This is a genomic window from Cohnella hashimotonis (genome assembly GCF_030014955.1).
Classification (GTDB): Bacteria; Bacillota; Bacilli; order Paenibacillales; family Paenibacillaceae; genus Cohnella; species Cohnella hashimotonis.
The window spans coordinates 5,344,617-5,362,482 of the sequence record NZ_JAGRPV010000001.1 but is presented as its reverse complement, the minus strand read 5'-3'; the positions used below and the strand labels follow the sequence as shown (position 1 = coordinate 5,362,482).

The window sequence follows — 17,866 nt, the reverse complement described above, 5'->3', positions numbered from 1 at the left end:
ATTTTCCTCTCGTGTGGTATGATCGGTTGAGGCGCATAGCCGCCGGCTTATCGTCTGATGCGATGGATCGGGAGGTTTCTTCATGAAAATCTTTTTTGTTTTTGTTCTGCTTTCATGGCTGCTCGGCAATCCATTTTTGGCCCTTATCGTCTTGCTCGTCATTTTTTACGTGCTCGATCGGCGATTTTTGGGCATTACGCCGAGCCTGCTCAAGCCGTTTAAACGGCGCAGCCGCGTAAGCAAGCTGCGGCGGCAGCTGTTGTTGAACCCGCACGATACTCCTGCCAAGTCGGAGCTCGCGCATGAGCTGATCGGGATGCGCAAATTCGAGGAGGCGCGGAACTTGCTGGCCGGCATGGAAGACCGGATGACGCAATCCGCCGAATATTGGAGCGAACTAGGGCAGTGCGAGCTGGCGCTGGGGCAATTGGAGACCGGGGAACAGCATATGCGCGAGGCGCTGGCGCTCAATCCGCGCGTCAAGTTCGGATTGCCTTACTTGCTGCTCGGCGATGCCTGGGCAGGCAAGGACGACGCGAAGGCCGCTTCTTATTTGAAGGCGTTTCAGGACGTTCACGCTTCGTCGTGCGAGGCCTACTACTTGTTGGGGAAAATCTATGCAAGACTCGGGGATCGTGCAGCCGCGAAGCAGGCTTACCGGGATTGCGTGGGCGTCTATCGCACCCTTCCCCGATACATGAAGCGGAGGGAGCGCAGATGGGCGCTGCTCTCATCCGTTCGCAGCCGCTGAAGCGTATGGCTTGACGACGATGCGGCATTTAAAATGCAACGGGACCATCGGTCGCGGTCCCGCTGCAGTCCGGTATTTTTCAATCTGCCAGCGCATCCTCTTCTTCGGGCTCTTCATCTACTGCCAGGGCTTCGGCATCGTCCTCCGCCACGGCTTCGGCTGCATCTTCCGCGTCCGATTCGGCTGCCTCTTCAATTTCGATCGATGCGGCAGGCGCTTCTGTCTGGACGGCCCAGTCGTCCGTCAGTACGGCGTCTTCGACGGAGGGAGCCGCCTCGACTTCTGCTTCGTCCGAATCGTCAGCGGACGCGACGGCCTCGGTATCCTCCGCGGAAGCCTCCTCGCCAAGCTCTTCCGAATTCGCTTCCAATACCTCTTGGTCCAGCTGCTCTTCGTTCGTACTCATAGCGCTCTGCCTCCTTGGCGATGTTTGGGGCATGTCCCCGACTTCAAAATAACACGAAGGTCCCGGCCTGAATACGGGTGTAAATTGACGCTATTTGTCCGGATGCCTCGAAAACGCACACTGTAATCAAATTGTAATCCGATCCGACCGGAACCGACAAAACCTTCGTCTCGCAGTGTTTGATAGAATTCGACGAACGCGGCGCCAATCAGGCCGTACGCGGCAAAATTGACATCCATAAGCCGTTCACTTATATTGTGCGAATAAGAACCTAAGAGAGTACGGAGTTGAAGCCTATGAGCGGGGCCGGACGCAATCGGCAGGGCAAGCCGAAGCAGCACAAGGGACAGCAGAAGGGAAGCCGGGAGGCGGCGCAGGGCTCTCGCATCGGGGGCGACACGAGTCAGCAGCGGGGCCGGGGCGGCCCGGGCTCGGGAAGCGCGGGGAGCCGCAGAGGCCAATCGGAGCAAATGCGGGGCGGTCCGGCAGCAGGCGGGCGCAGAAGCCCGTCTGAGCCAACCCGGGGCGGGACGGGCAGAAACGGACAGGAACGGCCGACAGCTGGACGGAGCAGCCGCGACGGCGGCAGGAGCGGACGCGAGCAGACGAGACAGGATGCCGCGAGAGGCTTTTCCGGCGCTGGTCGCATGAGCGGCGGTACGATAAGCCGAGCGAAAGGAAACCCGGCTGCGGAAGGCTATGGCGCAAACGGCAGAAGCGGCAGAAGGGCTGGCCGATCGGAGCCGCGCGCGGCCGTCCTTGCCGGCATGGACGATACTTTGCTCAAGCTCGGGCGCCGCAAGGCCGAATGGATGGAGCTTCGCCTCCCGGGCGAGCTGGCCGCGGCGCCGCTGCAGCAGATCATGAAGCATACGCCGCTTGCGCCGAAGCTCGTTTCGAAGCTTGCGCAGAGCAAGGGCATCGTACAGCAAGGCTCCTCGCTGAGGCTCGCCTTGTTTCCGCGGGAATCACGGGATTTTCCGCCGGACTGGATGGAGCTCAACGTGCTGTACGAAGACGACTTCACGCTTGTCGTGAACAAGCCTTCCGGCTACGAGGTTCATCCGAGCGAGCGCGGCCAGCGGGGAACGCTGGCGCACGGCGTCGCCGCATACTACGAGATGACGGGACAGGACGTGCGAATCAGACACATCCACCGTATCGACAAGGAGACGACAGGGCCCGTTTTATACGCCAAAAACGAATTCGCCCATTATCAATACGACAAAGCGATGCGGGAAAAAGAGATCGAGCGAATCTATCTCGCGCTGGCGGAGGGAGAACTCGCGCAGGATCGCGGCACGATCAACCTGCCGATTGGACAAGATCGCCACCATTCCACGCGCCGCCGCGTGAGCGAGACCGGTGATGCGGCTATCACGCATTACGAGACGGTCGAACGCTTCGAAGGCTTCACGCTCGTGCGACTGCGCCTGGAAACGGGCCGTACGCACCAGATCCGCGTGCATCTCGCCGCGATCGGGCACCCGCTGGCGGGCGACGGTCTCTATGGCGGCAAGCGGACGGTGATCTCCCGGCAGGCGCTGCACGGCGAACGGCTGATCTGGCCGCATCCTTGGACAGGAGAGCGGCTGTCGGTTCGGGCTCCGCTGCCGGCGGACTTCGAGGCGGCGCTGGCCAAGCTGCGTGCTGGAGAATGAACATTCGCTTGCTTTCTTTTACTGCAGATTGTATTTTATAATCAAACGAAAGATCGTATGGTCCTGAAGCACAGGCCGTTCGTCGGAGCAGATCCGGCGGGCGGCCTGTTTTGATTTTCAGAGGGGAGAGATGAGCATGAGCGCGGATCCGGCATTCGAGCGGGCCTATGACGAGATGATGGAAAAGGCGATCAAGGCGAGCGCAGGGGAGCGGAAAAGGAGGCTGCTGCTGGACAGGTTTAACGAGAAGCTGCTGGCCCAGCACGTTTGGTGGGAGGTAAGAGGCGATCTCGCAGGCTTGATTCCCGAGATGGAGATCACGGATCTGAAGGACGGCACGCGCTTCAGCGACTACGGCTTCCTCCATCCGATCCGGCGTCCTCGCGGATTGCTGATGGAGGCGGATGCCTTCGGCACGCACGTGAGGGACGTGAGCCGGTGGAAGTACGCCGATAACCTGGAGAGGCAGAATCATTTGCTCATCGACGGCTGGCACCTGCTCCGCTTTTCACGCGACGACATGCTCGAGAAGCCGAGACGGTGCCAACAGACGCTGCTCGCCGCACTGTCGGCCTGGGGTTTCATCGCTCCCAAGGATCGGCCCAGATTGAACGTATACGAACGGGCGATCTTGCATTATGCGCGGGAACAAGCCGGTAACGTGAAAGTTGGGGAGTTGGTCGAACAGCTGGAGGTCAGCTATCGTTCAATCGGGAGGCACACGCTCGTACTTGAACAAAAAGGGCTGGTCATTCTAGAGCGCTCAGCTGGCGGGAGAATTATGAAACTAATGTCCAAATGAAATTCAAACAAGTGTTATGAGCTAGTACTGTCGAGGGAGAGCACACGAGGCAGCGCACGAGCGGAGGTAGCTGAAGTACTGCCGAGGGAAAGCACATGTGGCGGCATACGAGTGAAGTTAGCTGAAGTACTACCGAGGGAAAGCACATGAGGCGGCATACGAGCGGAGGTAGCTGAAGTACTGTCGAGGGAAAGTACATGAGGCGGCATACGAGCGGAGGTAGCTGAAGTACTGCCGAGGGAAAGCACACGAGGCAGCGCACGAGCTGAGGTAGCTGAAGTACTGCCGACGGAAAGCACATGCGGCGGCGCACGAGCGGAGGTAGCTGAAGTACTGCCGAGGGAAAGCACACGAGGTGGCGCACGAGCGGAGGTAGCTGAAGTACTGTCGAGGGAAAGCACACGCACACTTACCGCTAAAAAATCCCCCGCCTCCCGGCAGGGGATCTGTCTCATCGTATCGAATAAGTGCTGACCCTCAGCGGCACAGCGCCGCCGTCATGAGATAAGCGATGGTGGACTCGGCGCCGCAGTTAACGTTGGGGCCGTTTTCCTGGAGGCCGTCGCAGCCGCTGCCGTCGCTTTCGTCCGCCATGATGGCGCCCAGATCGTTATCGCCGAAAAACCACTGCAGGCAGCGATCGCGCGCGGTACGCAGCTGCGCCGCATAGTCGGCGACCTCGATTGCGTGCGCGTCGGACTCGCTTGCCGTTTTGGCGTCGCCGCGTTCCTCGATCGGCCCGTCCTCCGTCTCGGCGCGGACGGCGAGCGCGATCCCGACCTCCGGCGCCCGGATGGCGCCGGCGCCGCGGAAGCCGCCCGTTCCGCGGTCCCCGCCTGGCGACCGGGCGTCGGACGAGCCGCCTTTCGCAGAGCGACCTTGATCGTAGGCGAGCAGCAGCGCGACGCCTTGCTTGCCCGCTTCCTCCAGGGCGACGGCGCCTTCCTCCAGCGCCAGCGCCAGCTTGAAGATCTCGAGCGGCTGCTGGTCCCACTTGCTGCTGCGCGCACGCGTGCGCCAACCCGCATTGCCGATGGGGCGGAACCAGCCTTCCTCCGCGGTCATCGCAGCCTGAAGGGAGGAGAGGCTGTCGAGCCCGATCTCGAGCGCTTCTGGCGCATGCGTCACGCGGTAGGAGCGCAGCAGCGCCCAAGGCAGCACGCCGTTTCCGTAGCTCATCTGCGTCTCGAACCAGCGCCATTCCTCGTCGGAGTGGCGAAGGAACGTCTCGATCAGCTCGTCTTGAAAGCGCACGACGTGCGTCTTGAGCTGCTCCCGCCAGCCCGGCTTGAAAGAGATCGCGCCAAGGCGCTCGCTCTCGAGCGCGTGCGCGCAGGCAGACAGCGCGTAGGCTTTACCGCGCAGCGAACCGAGTTGCCCGAGCGTCGGCATCGCGCACTCGAACATCGCTTTTGCGGTGTCCTTGTGCGAATCGGGCAGCCCGACCCAAGCACTGACGCACGCCCATATCGAGCGTCCTTGGCAGTCGTACGAGACCGATTCGGGTTCGGGGGAACGATCGTAGGCAACGTTGTTGTGCCACCAGCCGTCTTCCTTTTGCTGCCACAGCATGAACGATAAATAAATGGATGCCAGATCGAGCAGTTGATTGCGATCGGCCTCGCTTATTGCCGAGCCGGGCACGTCCCGCAGCCATTCGGTGACAGCCCATAACGAACGCGCATTATCGTCCGTCGTATAACCTTCGCGTCTGCGGGGCGTCCGCCCGAGCGCGTGCTCGAGCAGCCCCGTATCGTCCGTCATTCGGCGCAAATGGGTAAAAGAGGGCGGATGGCTCCGCCCTTTCGGGTTAGATAACATCGGCCATCCTCCAACGCTTCTCCGCAGCGGTCCGTTCGAGCAGCTGCAGGTATTCTTGACCCACGACCGGCCATTGCATGCTCTTGCCGATTTCGGCAGCCTTTTTTTCGCACAGCTTGAGCTTCTCGGGGTAAGAGAAAAGCTCGATCAGCTTCACGCCCCAAGCTTCGACATCGCCGTAAGGGAGCAGGAACTCTTCGCTGCCCTGGAGCAGATCCTTGGCATAAATATAAGGGCTGCTGAGCACAGGGCGGCCAAGCCCGACCGCATAAGCCAGCGTGCCGCTCGTAATCTGTTGCATGCCGGGATACGGCGTCACATAAAGATCGCAGGCTTGCAGCAGGGAAGTCAGCTCTTCTTCGGGAATATAACGGTCGATCATGCGCACATGGTGCTGCAGACCGAGGTCTTCGATAAGGGCGTTGAGCTCCTCGCGATAGGCTTCGCCCTCGTGTTTGCGCACCTCGGGATGGGTCTGTCCGGCCAGCACGTATAGCAGATCGGGCACCGCCTTGACGGCTGCGGCCATCGAGCGGAGAATCAGCTCTACGCCCTTGCTGCGGCTGAGCAGACCGAATTGAAAGACGACCTTGCGCTGCTCCCATCCGTATTCGCTGCGCGTACGGATCCGATCGGCCTTGCTCGGTACCGGCGTTCCGTGCGGAATGTAGGAGATTTTCTCCAGCGGGATGCCGAAGTTGTCGTTCAGATAACCGATCGCTTTGCGGTTCATCACGTGAATGCGATCGCTGCGCTTCGCGATTTCGGCCTGAACGCTTGCGTACGGCTCCTCCGGATTTTCGAATACCGTATGAAAGGTCGTAACGACAGGTTTGTTCAGCCGGCTCAGCAATTCAAGCGCGTAGGAGCCGGCTTCTCCGCCGAAGATTCCGAATTCATGCTGAAGGGAAACGATATCGATTGCACTTCTGTTCAAATAATCGGCCATTTTGCGATATTCTTCTTTATCGTTTTTAAGGAGGGGATAGTGCCAGCTTTCATTATAGAGCTCCAACTCGTCTTCGTTGCACATGGCGACAATCGGATCGGGAAAAATGCCGTTGTGCGCTGTGCGAACCGCATCCCGAAGATGATGCGTATACGTGGCCAAGCCGCATTTCTTCGGTACGTAGGTGCTCACATAGGCGATTTGAAATGTTTTTGGACTCATTAATGTCGCACCTCCAGCTTATTGTAGCTAAACTCATAACTTCATAGAGAAGCTTCGGCGACAGTGGCGCCGGAGCCGAATACACGCTCGCTGAGTCGCGACGAATCGTTGACGGCGGATCGGGCAGGGACGATCGTTCTCGAAATTCTCGCGCCTTGACCGACCGTACAATAGGGACCGATGACCGTATAAGGACCGACGATCGCTTTGTCGCCGATCCGGGCATAGTCTCCGATCACGACAGGGGGGACGAGCAGCACGCCTTTTCCGATGATTGCGCCTTTGCCGATCCAAATGCCTCGTTCGTTCATTTCCGTACCGCTGATCGAAAGCGGAAGCCTGCGGTCGAGCAGGTCCCAATGAAGCTGGACATAGCTCTCGGGCGTGGTTGTCAACATGCAATAGGTATCCGGTATGTAGCCGGAAATCTTGCTTCCATTGCCGATCAGGAGAGGAAATGTTTCGTTTTCCAAAGAGACGTATCGTCCCTCCGGAATTAGCGACAGCGCGGATTTACTCATCATATATACGCCCGAGTTATTAAGGTTAGACGGCGCATTATGCGGGCTTGGCCCAGGGACGAGCGAGAGGACCTCTGATTCTGAATCGACCGTGACGACGCCGTGCGGCGAATATCGTCCGCCGGGCGTGAGACAGATCGTGGCCGCGGCCGCTCGCTCGGCGTGGTACGCCATCAGATCGTCGAGCCGAAACGCATGTACGGCGTCCGCATGCAAAACGATAAACCGCTCCTGCAGCAGCGGTTCGGCCAGCTTGATCGTGCCTGCCGTTCCAAGCGGCTCGGACCCTGTCAGGTAAGCGATACGCATGCCGTAACGGGTTCCGTCTCCCAGCAGACTTCTGATGTCCATCTCGTCCTGCATCCCGACGGCAACGACCAGGTCTACGATGCCCTGCTCGCGGCCCTGCGCGATCCAATGCTCGATCCAGGGGCGATTGGCGATTGGAAGCGTCCACCCTCCCGGCAAGCCAGCCGCCGGATCTGAGCCGAGTAACAATGCTTGCATGGACGTATCCACCTCCGAACGGGGATTGCCATCGCGAACACTGCGCAAGCGGCATGTATTTAATTAACGCATTTCGGCTGTCATGAAACAGGAATTGTCAGAAAAACAATCATTTCGCATCGTCTTTCCGAACGATAAGTGTGGACAGGCACACCAAAACGGCAACCGTTCGGGAGGTCCCGCTGCGGTTGCCGTTGGATAAACCAAGCATTGAAGTCGACGTTCGGGTCAAGCGCTTCATCTATAATGGATTATTTTGTAATGCATTATAATTTGAAGCGTTAGATCCTATCGGCGATCGTTATAGATTCCGGCGACGGCCGAAGATGAGGGAAACGACGAACAGCACCAGGAACAGGAAGAAGAGGAACTTGGCTACGCCGACGGCTGCGCCTACGATGCCGCCGAATCCGAAGATGGCTGCGACGATGGCGACGAGCAGGAAAATAAATGCCCAGTATAACATAAGAACGCCTCCTAATTTGGATGATGGTCATACCTAAGCGGGATCGTGGCGGGTCGGGAAGGCCGAGCTTGTCGGTTCGAACGGCTCTATCGCCTTGCCGAACGGGTGCGGCGCATGTCCGCGCCGTTTTCAAATCGCCCTTATCGGCCCCGCTAGTTTCGAGCGTCGGTATGATCTTGCTGCATCCTTACCACTGCCTCATCCGGCTGAATCACCCTCGGAGCTAGGCAAATTAATCCTACATTAACTTCATGATTTTACGTGCGGGAGCGGTAAAAGCTTCGGCGCGGAGAGCCCCTCAACATGGTTTCGCGGCCTGGCGGCAAGGGTAATTGACGATATGCAAGAGAGAATGATATTCCCGAGAAAGGAAGGTGATACGCATGAGCAACCAGGCATTGATGGCTTGGAGCGTCGTCGTCGTCGCGATCAGCTTCGCCGCCCTCTGCGTATACTTGATCGTCACTTTGAAGGCGGCCCGGGAGACGCTGGTCTCCGTCCAAGGCACGATCAAGGAAGCGAACCAGACGGTTGGGATGCTGCATACGAAAGTGGAGGACTTGACCAACAATGTCAAAGTCATCTCCGAGGACGTGAAGAACAAGATCCGTTCGACGGACGACTTTTTCCAGGCTGCCCGACATGCAGGTACGACGCTAAAAGAGACGACGGGCGCGGTAAGGGATATCTCGTCGACGTTGTCCCGTGCGGTAAGGCAGCAGGTGGCTGCGCTTGAACCCGGCCCTGAGCATAAAAAGACGTGGACAGAATGGTTCAAGATCGGCATGAACGTCGTATCCGCCATTCGCAGCGCCAAACAGCAAAACAAGGAAGAAAAAGCGGTTCTCGCCGCCGAAGCGCATGAAGAGGAACACCGTTTGTACGATAGCGCCGCGTATGTCCCAGAACCGTTTCAACCCGGTTCGCACCGGGTATATAACGGGCACAGTCACAGCTGAAGTTCCCATCTAATATAAAATCACAGCCTATACAAGAAGAACGCTAAGGAGGAATCTGAAATGGAAAGAGCCTACGCCAAGCTGGTAAACAACGGACTTGAAGCGTTCGACACGGTAAAGGATCTGCACCGCCAAGGCTATCGGGAAGAGGAAATCTACGTACTGGCGCACGGCGAGAGCCGCACGGACCGGATTGCAGACGTATCGAACGCCAATACCATCGGTGCCTCCGAGGAAGGCGTGATTCAATCCGTGGCCAACCTGTTCAGGGATCGGGGCGACGAGCTTAGGTCGAAGATCAAGGCGCTCGGATTCGACGCCGACGAGGCGGAGCAGTACGAAGCGGAGCTCGATCGAGGCAAGGTGCTCGTTCTCGCGAAGCACTGAGCAATGGATTGCACGGCCGCTTTCCAGGTTAGGGAGGCTGGTTGACGGGAATAAGGAATGAGAGGCTTCTGCCTGCTCATTCCTTATTCCCGTTTGCCGGCTTTGCTTTACAGGGGCCCATGGCTGCGATAACTTTAACGTATGATACAGGCGAGGAGAATTGGACAAATGAGCATTTTGGTCGTAGACGACAATCCGATGAATGTGATGGTTGTCCGGGAGATGCTGAATCGTTCGGGATACGAGGATGTGCAGATCTCCTATTCAGCCGATGAGATGTTCGATATACTTAGGTCGGACAATCGCGGCGCCCAAGCGCCTACTTCGGTCAACTTGATCCTGCTCGACCTGATGATGCCCGGCATGGACGGCATAGAGGCCTGCGGCTTGCTTCAAAAGGATGAGCGTCTTCGAGATATTCCGGTAATTATGGTGACCGCGATCGGCGACTCGCGCAAGCTGGCGGAGGCGCTGGACGCGGGGGCGACGGACTACGTGACGAAGCCGATCAACAAGATCGAGCTGCTAGCGAGGATCAGGTCGGCCTTACGCCTCAAGTCCGAGCTCGATTGGCATAAAGAGCGCGATCGAAGGCTGCATGAGGAGCTGAGCCTGGCCAGGCAAGTTCAGGAAGCCGTCATGCCAAACGACGTCGACGGCGAGAATTTGAACGTACAGGCCTACTTCCGTGCATCCGAAGGATTGGCGGGCGATTTGTATGCCTGGCATGCGCTCGATTCCAAGCATTATCTGATCGCCATCATGGATGCGATGGGACACGGAATCTCGTCTTCTCTGATCAGCATGTTCACCGCGTCGGTGCTGCACGAAGCGATGCGGACGACCGTGACGCCGAAGCGAATCGTTCAAGAGCTGAACCGCCGATTGCTGCAGCTTCAATACGAGAACGAGATGGTTCAGTATTATTGCACCGGCATATGCGCCTGGATCGATCTGGAGAACGGCATCATCGAATACGTCAATGCCGGTCATCCGCCGGGGCTTATCACGAGAGCGGACGGCGGTACGCAGCAGCTCGGCGCGACGGCGCCTCCGATCGGCATGTTCGAGCAAATGAACGTACAAATGGAGACGGCGAGCATCCGGACGGGGGACGTCCTTCATTTGTTCACGGACGGTCTGCTCGATCTGTTCCCGGGCGATATGGAGCAGCGGCTCGAGCAGCTCATGGGAACCATTCTCGAAGCCGCGGGCGATCACGACGCACTTGAGGAACTGTTGGTCAGGGAATCCCTGGACCGGCGGCCGGACGACCGCTGCCTGGTCAGAGTCGAAGTCAAGAAGGCGCTGCGATAAGGACATATGTCAGTGGCATTTTTTACATAGCTTGCGGACCCGGCATCGCATGCAAACGGCGAATTGCGATCTATACGTAGTGAGATCGTTCCGATGACATTACGCGGTTACGCTCGTCCGTTTCATTGAAAAGATGCTGCCAATGCAACCGGCTATTCTCAGCGGCTAAAGGTGTGTGTTATTACATTGACCGATTTTCTAGACATAAGTCCGTATGACGAGCGCCTGGAGAAAATCGAGATCGAAGGCCTTCTCGAGGCGCTGTTCAAGCGGTACGGATATGATTTTCGCAATTATGCCTATCCGTCGCTGCGGCGTCGAATCTGGCATCGCGCATCGATCGAACAGCTCGATACGATATCGCTGTTGCAGAATCTGGTGCTTCACGATCGCGACGCGTTCGAGCGGCTGCTGGCGGATCTGGTCATTCCTGTAACGGAAATGTTCAGGGACCCGGGGCTGTTCAAGGTTCTCCGCGCACGCGTATTGCCGATCCTGAAGCAAGCCTCGTTTATTCGCGCCTGGCATGCGGGCTGCGCAACCGGCGAGGAAGCCTATTCGATGGCCATCCTGCTCGACGAGATCCAGATGCTGAATCATGCCCGGATCTACGCGACGGACATCAGCGAGGCCAGTCTTCAGCGTGCCCGGCAGGGCCTGATTTCGAAGGAACGAATGAGCCTCTACGCGCATAATTACGAGCTGTCCGGCGGAAAGGAGCGGTTTGAATCCTTCTATGAAACGAATTACGGACAAGCGATGCTGCATGCCAAGTACCTCGAACGAATCGTTTTTGCCGAACACAACCTTGTGACGGATCGCTCGTTTAATGAGTTCCAGATCATTTTTTGCCGCAACGTCATGATTTACTTCGATGCCGGACTTCGCGAGCGCGTACATTCATTGTTGTACGACAGCTTGTCTCCCGGCGGGTTTCTCGTGCTTGGCAATAAAGAATCCGTTGCCTTTACGAGCTTCGCCGGACGTTACGAGACGTGGAACGACGAGTACAGGATCTACCGCAAGCCGCATTGAACAAAGCTCCGGCTGCGACGGGCGAACGGTTCAAAGCGCCTTCCCTCGGGTAAAATTACAAAAAGGCGATGGATTCGTTTGCCGCCTATAAGGAGGGAATGGCCATGGGAATCACGATCGGTATTTTTGAAAGCGAACAGCATGTCCTGGACGCCGTGGAGCTGCTTCGCGCGAACGGCGCGCATCAGGGCGATGTCCGCGTCATCGTCAAGAGCGAGGAGAACGTCCCGCTGCTGTCTGCCAGCGATGCGATCCAAGTAGAGAGCATCACCGGAATCAAAGAAGCGAGGGACCGGTCCTATGGCGACCGCGATGGCGACGGAGGGGGTTCGTGGGGCGATGAAGGCGTGATTCCGCTTCCGGCAGCCGGCCTCCTGGCAACGCCGCAGGTAAGCGGAACAGGCGGATACGTAGGCGGCGTCGTGCCTGCGGGCGTCGCGGCGGCAGGCTTGGCCAACTCTTCCAGCCGATTGCTGGATTGGGACGGCGACGGTCCGGACACCGGCGACGTATTATCGGATCTCGGCTTGCCGGACCGTGACGCGAGCCGCCTGGCGGGCGAGGTGAACGACGGCCGCTACCTTGTCGTCGTGGGTGAGCGTCCCGACGATCAGGCGAGCAGTCTGCTGAGCCGGGCGGGAGCCGTCGACGTGCTCCATTGATGGCAAGCGCCGCACAAAAGAACCGGTCTGCGCTACTTCGGCAGACCGGTTCTTCTATTGCGCAGTCCGACGAGCTCGTCCAGCGAATTCGCTCTTCCTTGCAAGGCGTCCAGCAGTACTTCGCTCGCCATCATGCTGTATACCGCGCCGTTGCCTCCGTAGCCTAGCGCTACATAATGGCCGGGGCGGTCCGGGTTTTCTCCGATCCAGGGCAGGTTGTCCTTCGACTCGCAAAATGTCGCGTTCCAGGCGAATTCGATTTCGAGCGATAAATCGGGAAACAATTTGCGGGCTTCCTCAAGCAGACGATTCGCATACGGGTCCAGTTCGCGCCGGGAAGCGACGGGCTGGCGAATGTTCTCGTCGAAGCCGCCGATCACGACGCGGCCGTCCGGCGTCGTGCGCGCATACAAATACGGCCTTGCGGTCTCCCATAGGAGCCACCTTTGATGCCAATCCGCCAATGACGGCACGCGCCGCGTTGCGATGGCATTGGTGCGGGCGAATTTGACGCCGAGCCCACCGATGCCTGCGATCTCGGGGCGATAGCCGACCGCGTAAACGACGGAGGAAGCTCTGATTATGCCCCCGCCAGACGTACGGCACAGCAAATCGCCCTTTGGTCCTTCGACGGACTTCAGGGCTGTATGCTCGTAAATGCGGGCGCCTTTACCGGCTGCTTGCTCTGCCAGTCTGATGGCGAGTCGGTAAGGATTCAATTCGCCGTCGCCCCTTGTCACGATGGCGGCAGGTTTGTCGAACGGGAACAAGGCGCGAATGTCCGCTTCATTCAGCCAATCGACGCTGAAGCCGTGCGCGCGGAGCGTTTCGTATTCGGTCCCGAGCTTGGAGACGTCGGCGGCTGTGCTAGCAAAAAAAAGGCTGCTTCGTCTTTTGAAAGCAACATCCTCAGGGAGGCGTTCCGCAAGCTGACACAGCCGTTCCACGGCGTTTTTGCAGGCTTGATAATATTGTGCGCCTCGATCGTCGCCGAGTTGGGACAAGAGATCCGTCAACATGATATCATTGGAATATTGAAGCAAACCGGTGCTTGCGGCAGAGCTGCCTGCGCCGATTTGTCCTTCGTCGATGAGAACAACCGACATGCCGGCTGCGTTCAAAACGCTGCTGGCCAATGTGCCGGTCAAGCCGCCGCCGACGATCAGAACGTCGCACCGTTCGGTTGTGCCGGAGAGGGGCGGATACCGAACGGGCTCGCCTCCGGCGGAAGGCCAGAGCAAGGAACCAAAGTGTAGCGGCTGCAATGGAACGCCTCCGTCATTAGGGATTCGTCCAAGTATGTCCGAAACGGCAGCGGGTTAGACGAGGGGCAGCAGGTAGTAAATAATCAAGTACAGCACGCCGAAGAAAATAATCAAATATGCGGCATACTTGATAAAGGTCGACCAGACCATGCTGGAATCCGACTTTTCCTGCACCTCGTGCCTTTCGATGTCGACGTCCTTGTTCATGATGTTCAGCTCCCTCGTGATAATTTTATCCAGCGTTGGGTTATGCTTCTTTACCCGGCGCCGGACAGGCCAAAACAACAGGAGTTCGCTCCAAAAAAGCTGTTTCAATGGGCAATGGAGAGGGGTAATAAAATTTATGAATAACGGAGAGGGGTTTCGTATGCAAAACGATAAATTGACTTTTCAAACAGAAAACCTGGACGGTCTGACCGTCGTGCGGATTGCGGGCGAACTCGATCTCGAGGTCGCTTCGCAGATGAGATCCGTGATGGAGCCCCTGATGGAATTGTCCGACCGCAAGCTCGTACTTAATCTTCGGGATCTCAAATACATCGATAGTACCGGCATCGGCATTTTGATCAGCATCGTGAAGGCTCGCCATTCCCGCAACGCTCCGTTCGGCGTAGAAGAAGTGCCTTCGACGATTCAAAAACTATTCGACATGACGGGGATTACCCCGTTCTTGGCCGCTTCTCCAAATGCTTAACGCGAGCGAGCAATTACATTCCGAAGGGAACGAGGACGAAACAACGATGAGAAACGATGGGACAGTGACGCTGACGGTACCCGCCAAAGCCGAGTTCGTTGACATTATCCGATTGACCTTGTACGGCATAGCCGCCAAGATGAAATTTTCATTCGAAGAAATCGAAGATATGAAGGTTGCTGTCTCGGAGGCTTGCAACAACGCCGTATTGCATGCTTACGATCATTCTCAGCCGGGCCACATCGAGGTATCCTTCACCATCATGAACGAAGACCGCCTTCAGATCGCGGTGAGCGATTCCGGCGTCAGCTTCGAACAGGTGACCGATCGAACCACGTCGACCTTGCATGGAAAGTCCATCGATGAAATCCAGTCGGGCGGATTGGGACTTTATCTCATGCAAGCGTTGATGGACGAAGTGGAGATTCGAAGCAATCAAGGCACAAGCGTCATCCTAACAAAACGGCGGCTGGCGCAAGAAACAGTATGAGTCTTCAATCGAGCGCACGTCTGCCCGACGACGCGATCTTGAAGTTGCTGGAATACCAGAAGACGCTGCGCAACGAACTGGCCGAAGAGCTGATCCGGCACTACGAGCCGCTCGTTCGCATGGCTGCCCATAAGATGTCGCGCAGCCATCTAAGCCTGCAAGAAGATTTGTTCCAGGTCGGCCGGATGACGCTTTTCAGGCTGCTGAAGCAGTTTGACCCCGATCTGGGCATGCCGTTCGAGCCCTACGCGATGAAGAGTATCGTCGGTCAGATGAAAAATTATCTCCGAGACAAATCCTGGTACATTCAGGTGCCAAGACGAATCAAGGAGAAGGGACTCGTCGTGCAGCAGGCGATCGACGAAATGACCGTGCGCCTCGAGCGCTCGCCGAGCGTCGAGGAAATCGCCGAGTTTCTCGAGATGAGCGTCGAAGATACGCTCGAGGTGTTGGCAGGACGCGAGCTGCACCATTACGTTTCGCTCGATACGCCTGTATCCCAGGAAGAAAATACGGCTACGCTCGGCGAATTGATCGGCTCTACCGCCGACGATTTTGCCGGCGTCGACCGCCGCATCGATTTACAGGAAGCGATGTTGAAGCTGAAGCCCGAAGAGCGGCAGGTGCTCCTGCTCCTGTACGAAGAAGGGCTGTCCCAGCGGAGCGCAGCCGATCGGCTGCAAGTATCGCAGATGAGCATCTCCCGGATTCAGCGTCGCGCCATCGAGAAGCTGAAGGGCTGGCTTACCGAACCTGGCGAAGACGAAGACTCCGATTAATTTCCAACTCCACAGACTGTTTCTACCGTCCGCCTGCCGGGTAATAATCGGTAAGCTACACCATTCACTTCGCCGAAGGCGGTGGACATGATGACAGTCAAATATCGAATCGAATGCTTCGAGTGCGACATCGTGGTCAGGCAAAAAGACGAGGCCCATACACTTAGCATCCAATCCCGCAAAACGCCACTTGGTAACGGCAACCGGTTAGCCGAATATGCATCCGAGCAAGAAGCAGTGCACGCGGCGGATCAGCTCTGCCAGTCGTACACCATTGCGAGGGAGTTCGGCTACCATCTCTCCGGAGGAGAATTCGTCAGAGACGGCGTTCCTTCCATCGAAGTCGTATCGCTGCTCAGTCAGGAGCTCGACGCATCCGATCTGAAGTCGCTTCTCAATAGGGAAGCCATCAAGCACGGCATTCAGGAGACAGGCTGAAACCGGTTGCAACATAAATGAGGGCCTCTGCGGAGGCCCTTTTTTTATTCGTCGAATCGGAGACATGAGGCCTGGTTTTCCTTTTTTTGCTGGCCTATTTTGCTGGGCGGATGCGGATCGTTGAAAGATAAAACGCGTTCGGATTTTTGCATTGTGTTGCGAATCGCGGATCAAAAACCTGCATTTATGCATGTACTTTCAACCGCTCAGCGACATGGGATGAAATACATGCGAATACGGCTAGGCCCCCTAAAACTGGAGTCATACCCTACAATGATTCCAATTTCATAGCGCAGCTCGTTATTTCAAGCGATTACACCGATCTGTAAAAGGCTGAAGCATCGTCCAATGTCTTAACCCACGCTGCGAACGCTGTTGGAGCCATGTTTTTTAGGCTGCCGTGCATCTTACGGTTGTTATAAAAATCCATGAATTGGTCGAGCGCTTCATAAGCTTCCTCCAGCGTCATGAATGTACGATTGCTAAACAAACAACGCTCAAGGATGCTGTGGAAAGACTCGATGTAGGCATTCATATTCGGTGTCCGCGGCGGAATCCGTTCATGGACCATCTCCCAGCACTCGCACATGTCTTGAAACAGCTTGCTGACGAACTGGGGGCCGTTGTCCGTGCGGATGATAGGCAGTGCTTCACCCGGCTGAAGGCGCTGCTGCAGCGCGATCCCCAGGGTCTGCACCGCGTGCTTGGCCTCGCAAACAGGGCCGCGGTATTGCCCTACGACGACGCGGTCGAACACGTCGATGATGCTGAGTACGAAAAAGAAACGCTCCTGACCCAAGGCATAGCCATATTTGATATCCATTTGCCAAAGTTGATTCGATGCGGTGATGGTGTGATTTCTCGGCAATCGCCGAGGATGCGTCTGTAGGCGTTGCCGCTTTTTTTGAAGAATGCCGAGTGCCTTGCACATGCGATAAGCCTTTTTCTTGTTCAGCTTCACCCCGTACTGCTTGCGAATACAGCGCGCTAACAGCTTATAGCCATAGACGTGCTCTTCGCCCTCCAGCAGTAGCAACAGCCATTCCTGGATTTGCTCGTCGCAGACTTTCTCGCCCGATTCGTTGTAGGCGTATCCGGGCACAGGGCGTCCCCTGCGGACCGGCTCGACGCGTTCTGCGTCAGGCTGAGCGGCACGCTTACGCCGCTCATAATAGGTGGACTCATTCAACTCGAGAATGCGCAGAACCCGTGCTACAGGCTCCCCCCGTTTAATAAATGGTTCTGCTACTTCGAATTTTTCGGATAAACGGGGGTTGTTTTTTTTAGCAGTTCACGCAGAATTTCAATTTCGAGTTCTTTTTCACCAAGCGCTTTAACCGCTCTGTCATACCGCTGCTCGACTTCCTGCAACCGCTGGATTTCTTGCAAATGCTCGTCTGCCGAGGGAATGTCCTCCGGTGGAATAAAGTCACGATGCTCGCGTATCCACAAACGAATGGTTTCGGGGTGAATGTCGTACATGCGAGCAAGCACCCCCACCTTAACCCCAGCCAATGCTTCCTTAACAATTCTAAGCCGTGTTTCTTCCTTTAACCTTTTTCCCATCCCGCTCATCTCCCTTATCCCTAGTTTAAATCATTGTAGGGGGGGACTCCAATTCGATTAGGGGGCCTAGGAGAATATGCAGGTAAACTCAAAGTACAAGCTGGAAATCCCCGGCTGATGGAGGATAATAACTGCGCTTTTGGTTACTACTTAGGTCCTCTCGTGTCG

Annotated in this window: 21 protein-coding genes; 12 read left to right on the top strand and 9 right to left on the bottom strand. The window is 57.0% G+C overall.

Translation table 11 applies throughout. From position 1 onward, the window contains the following. Nucleotides 1–82 precede the first annotated feature (82 nt). Nucleotides 83–751, top strand: coding sequence for a tetratricopeptide repeat protein (locus KB449_RS21795; protein ID WP_282910354.1), 669 nt, complete (start codon nucleotides 83–85; stop codon nucleotides 749–751). Between the two features lie 79 nt (nucleotides 752–830). Here KB449_RS21795 and KB449_RS21790 read toward each other — a convergent pair whose 3' ends face one another. Further along, complete coding sequence (locus tag KB449_RS21790) at nucleotides 831–1,157, bottom strand: hypothetical protein (RefSeq protein ID WP_282910353.1); 327 nt, start codon at nucleotides 1,155–1,157, stop codon at nucleotides 831–833. A 296-nt stretch (nucleotides 1,158–1,453) separates the two neighbouring features. On the opposite strand from KB449_RS21790, the gene KB449_RS21785 reads away from it, so the two are divergent. Further along, on the top strand, nucleotides 1,454–2,818 hold the full coding sequence (locus KB449_RS21785) for an RluA family pseudouridine synthase (RefSeq protein ID WP_282910352.1): 1,365 nt from the start codon (nucleotides 1,454–1,456) through the stop codon (nucleotides 2,816–2,818). Between the two features lie 136 nt (nucleotides 2,819–2,954). Then, nucleotides 2,955–3,620: a DNA-binding response regulator gene (locus tag KB449_RS21780; RefSeq protein WP_282910351.1), complete on the top strand. Its 666-nt coding sequence runs from the start codon at nucleotides 2,955–2,957 to the stop codon at nucleotides 3,618–3,620. A gap of 477 nt (nucleotides 3,621–4,097) precedes the next feature. Here KB449_RS21780 and KB449_RS21775 read toward each other — a convergent pair whose 3' ends face one another. From KB449_RS21775 to KB449_RS21760, 4 genes are all read right to left on the bottom strand, one after another. After that, a complete protein-coding gene (locus KB449_RS21775; RefSeq protein ID WP_282910350.1) occupies nucleotides 4,098–5,441 on the bottom strand; it encodes a hypothetical protein in 1,344 nt (447 codons plus the stop codon). Beyond that, nucleotides 5,431–6,612: a glycosyltransferase family 4 protein gene (locus KB449_RS21770; protein ID WP_282910349.1), complete on the bottom strand. Its 1,182-nt coding sequence runs from the start codon at nucleotides 6,610–6,612 to the stop codon at nucleotides 5,431–5,433. The genes KB449_RS21775 and KB449_RS21770 overlap by 11 nt, the downstream gene beginning before the upstream one ends. A gap of 41 nt (nucleotides 6,613–6,653) precedes the next feature. Next, nucleotides 6,654–7,640, bottom strand: a complete 987-nt coding sequence (locus tag KB449_RS21765) for a nucleotidyltransferase family protein (protein ID WP_282910348.1) — start codon at nucleotides 7,638–7,640, stop codon at nucleotides 6,654–6,656. 301 nt (nucleotides 7,641–7,941) lie between these two features. Next, the gene (locus KB449_RS21760) at nucleotides 7,942–8,106 is read right to left on the bottom strand and encodes a DUF1328 domain-containing protein (protein ID WP_282910347.1); all 165 of its coding nucleotides are present in this window, start codon (nucleotides 8,104–8,106) and stop codon (nucleotides 7,942–7,944) included. Nucleotides 8,107–8,489: 383 nt separating this feature from the next. Here KB449_RS21760 and KB449_RS21755 point away from each other — a divergent pair, with 383 nt between their 5' ends. The 5 genes from KB449_RS21755 (at nucleotide 8,490) to KB449_RS21735 (ending at nucleotide 12,466) form a co-directional block, all read left to right on the top strand. Next, nucleotides 8,490–9,065, top strand: a complete 576-nt coding sequence (locus KB449_RS21755; RefSeq protein ID WP_282910346.1) for a DUF948 domain-containing protein — start codon at nucleotides 8,490–8,492, stop codon at nucleotides 9,063–9,065. A gap of 60 nt (nucleotides 9,066–9,125) precedes the next feature. Further along, nucleotides 9,126–9,452 carry a YflT domain-containing protein gene (locus tag KB449_RS21750; RefSeq protein WP_282910345.1) on the top strand — a complete coding sequence of 109 codons (327 nt, stop codon included), beginning with the start codon at nucleotides 9,126–9,128 and terminating at the stop codon, nucleotides 9,450–9,452. A 168-nt stretch (nucleotides 9,453–9,620) separates the two neighbouring features. Then, nucleotides 9,621–10,769 (top strand): SpoIIE family protein phosphatase, encoded by a 1,149-nt coding sequence (locus KB449_RS21745; protein ID WP_282910344.1) that lies wholly within the window; start codon nucleotides 9,621–9,623, stop codon nucleotides 10,767–10,769. A 186-nt stretch (nucleotides 10,770–10,955) separates the two neighbouring features. Continuing rightward, on the top strand, nucleotides 10,956–11,804 hold the full coding sequence (locus KB449_RS21740; protein ID WP_282910343.1) for a CheR family methyltransferase: 849 nt from the start codon (nucleotides 10,956–10,958) through the stop codon (nucleotides 11,802–11,804). A gap of 104 nt (nucleotides 11,805–11,908) precedes the next feature. Next, nucleotides 11,909–12,466 carry a hypothetical protein gene (locus tag KB449_RS21735; protein WP_282910342.1) on the top strand — a complete coding sequence of 186 codons (558 nt, stop codon included), beginning with the start codon at nucleotides 11,909–11,911 and terminating at the stop codon, nucleotides 12,464–12,466. A 32-nt stretch (nucleotides 12,467–12,498) separates the two neighbouring features. Here the strand turns inward: KB449_RS21735 and KB449_RS21730 are convergent, their stop codons facing one another. Next, entirely contained in the window at nucleotides 12,499–13,731 is a 1,233-nt protein-coding gene (locus KB449_RS21730; RefSeq protein ID WP_282910341.1) for an NAD(P)/FAD-dependent oxidoreductase, read from the bottom strand. A 54-nt stretch (nucleotides 13,732–13,785) separates the two neighbouring features. Further along, nucleotides 13,786–13,938: a hypothetical protein gene (locus KB449_RS21725; protein WP_277532908.1), complete on the bottom strand. Its 153-nt coding sequence runs from the start codon at nucleotides 13,936–13,938 to the stop codon at nucleotides 13,786–13,788. Nucleotides 13,939–14,098: 160 nt separating this feature from the next. On the opposite strand from KB449_RS21725, the gene KB449_RS21720 reads away from it, so the two are divergent. From KB449_RS21720 to KB449_RS21705, 4 genes are all read left to right on the top strand, one after another. Then, complete coding sequence (locus KB449_RS21720; RefSeq protein ID WP_282910340.1) at nucleotides 14,099–14,425, top strand: STAS domain-containing protein; 327 nt, start codon at nucleotides 14,099–14,101, stop codon at nucleotides 14,423–14,425. Between the two features lie 46 nt (nucleotides 14,426–14,471). Beyond that, nucleotides 14,472–14,915, top strand: coding sequence for an anti-sigma B factor RsbW (rsbW, locus tag KB449_RS21715; protein WP_282910339.1), 444 nt, complete (start codon nucleotides 14,472–14,474; stop codon nucleotides 14,913–14,915). Then, nucleotides 14,912–15,694, top strand: coding sequence for a sigma-70 family RNA polymerase sigma factor (locus KB449_RS21710; protein ID WP_282910338.1), 783 nt, complete (start codon nucleotides 14,912–14,914; stop codon nucleotides 15,692–15,694). The genes rsbW and KB449_RS21710 overlap by 4 nt, the downstream gene beginning before the upstream one ends. A gap of 90 nt (nucleotides 15,695–15,784) precedes the next feature. Then, complete coding sequence (locus KB449_RS21705) at nucleotides 15,785–16,132, top strand: hypothetical protein (RefSeq protein ID WP_282910337.1); 348 nt, start codon at nucleotides 15,785–15,787, stop codon at nucleotides 16,130–16,132. 313 nt (nucleotides 16,133–16,445) lie between these two features. Here KB449_RS21705 and KB449_RS21700 read toward each other — a convergent pair whose 3' ends face one another. Further along, nucleotides 16,446–17,366 (bottom strand): IS3 family transposase, encoded by a 921-nt coding sequence (locus KB449_RS21700; RefSeq protein WP_282912734.1) that lies wholly within the window; start codon nucleotides 17,364–17,366, stop codon nucleotides 16,446–16,448. 11 nt (nucleotides 17,367–17,377) lie between these two features. After that, nucleotides 17,378–17,698: a transposase gene (locus KB449_RS21695; protein ID WP_282906615.1), complete on the bottom strand. Its 321-nt coding sequence runs from the start codon at nucleotides 17,696–17,698 to the stop codon at nucleotides 17,378–17,380. Nucleotides 17,699–17,866 lie beyond the last annotated feature (168 nt).

What these genes read in the sequence shown, in the direction of transcription:
- KB449_RS21795 (WP_282910354.1), top strand. Translation starts at nt 83, where the DNA reads ATGAAAATCTTTTTTGTTTTTGTTCTGCTTTCATGGCTGCTCGGCAAT.
- KB449_RS21790 (WP_282910353.1), bottom strand. Translation starts at nt 1,157, where the DNA reads ATGAGTACGAACGAAGAGCAGCTGGACCAAGAGGTATTGGAAGCGAAT.
- KB449_RS21785 (WP_282910352.1), top strand. Translation starts at nt 1,454, where the DNA reads ATGAGCGGGGCCGGACGCAATCGGCAGGGCAAGCCGAAGCAGCACAAG.
- KB449_RS21780 (WP_282910351.1), top strand. Translation starts at nt 2,955, where the DNA reads ATGAGCGCGGATCCGGCATTCGAGCGGGCCTATGACGAGATGATGGAA.
- KB449_RS21775 (WP_282910350.1), bottom strand. Translation starts at nt 5,441, where the DNA reads ATGTTATCTAACCCGAAAGGGCGGAGCCATCCGCCCTCTTTTACCCAT.
- KB449_RS21770 (WP_282910349.1), bottom strand. Translation starts at nt 6,612, where the DNA reads ATGAGTCCAAAAACATTTCAAATCGCCTATGTGAGCACCTACGTACCG.
- KB449_RS21765 (WP_282910348.1), bottom strand. Translation starts at nt 7,640, where the DNA reads ATGCAAGCATTGTTACTCGGCTCAGATCCGGCGGCTGGCTTGCCGGGA.
- KB449_RS21760 (WP_282910347.1), bottom strand. Translation starts at nt 8,106, where the DNA reads ATGTTATACTGGGCATTTATTTTCCTGCTCGTCGCCATCGTCGCAGCC.
- KB449_RS21755 (WP_282910346.1), top strand. Translation starts at nt 8,490, where the DNA reads ATGAGCAACCAGGCATTGATGGCTTGGAGCGTCGTCGTCGTCGCGATC.
- KB449_RS21750 (WP_282910345.1), top strand. Translation starts at nt 9,126, where the DNA reads ATGGAAAGAGCCTACGCCAAGCTGGTAAACAACGGACTTGAAGCGTTC.
- KB449_RS21745 (WP_282910344.1), top strand. Translation starts at nt 9,621, where the DNA reads ATGAGCATTTTGGTCGTAGACGACAATCCGATGAATGTGATGGTTGTC.
- KB449_RS21735 (WP_282910342.1), top strand. Translation starts at nt 11,909, where the DNA reads ATGGGAATCACGATCGGTATTTTTGAAAGCGAACAGCATGTCCTGGAC.
- KB449_RS21725 (WP_277532908.1), bottom strand. Translation starts at nt 13,938, where the DNA reads ATGAACAAGGACGTCGACATCGAAAGGCACGAGGTGCAGGAAAAGTCG.
- KB449_RS21720 (WP_282910340.1), top strand. Translation starts at nt 14,099, where the DNA reads ATGCAAAACGATAAATTGACTTTTCAAACAGAAAACCTGGACGGTCTG.
- rsbW (WP_282910339.1), top strand. Translation starts at nt 14,472, where the DNA reads ATGAGAAACGATGGGACAGTGACGCTGACGGTACCCGCCAAAGCCGAG.
- KB449_RS21710 (WP_282910338.1), top strand. Translation starts at nt 14,912, where the DNA reads ATGAGTCTTCAATCGAGCGCACGTCTGCCCGACGACGCGATCTTGAAG.
- KB449_RS21705 (WP_282910337.1), top strand. Translation starts at nt 15,785, where the DNA reads ATGACAGTCAAATATCGAATCGAATGCTTCGAGTGCGACATCGTGGTC.
- KB449_RS21695 (WP_282906615.1), bottom strand. Translation starts at nt 17,698, where the DNA reads ATGGGAAAAAGGTTAAAGGAAGAAACACGGCTTAGAATTGTTAAGGAA.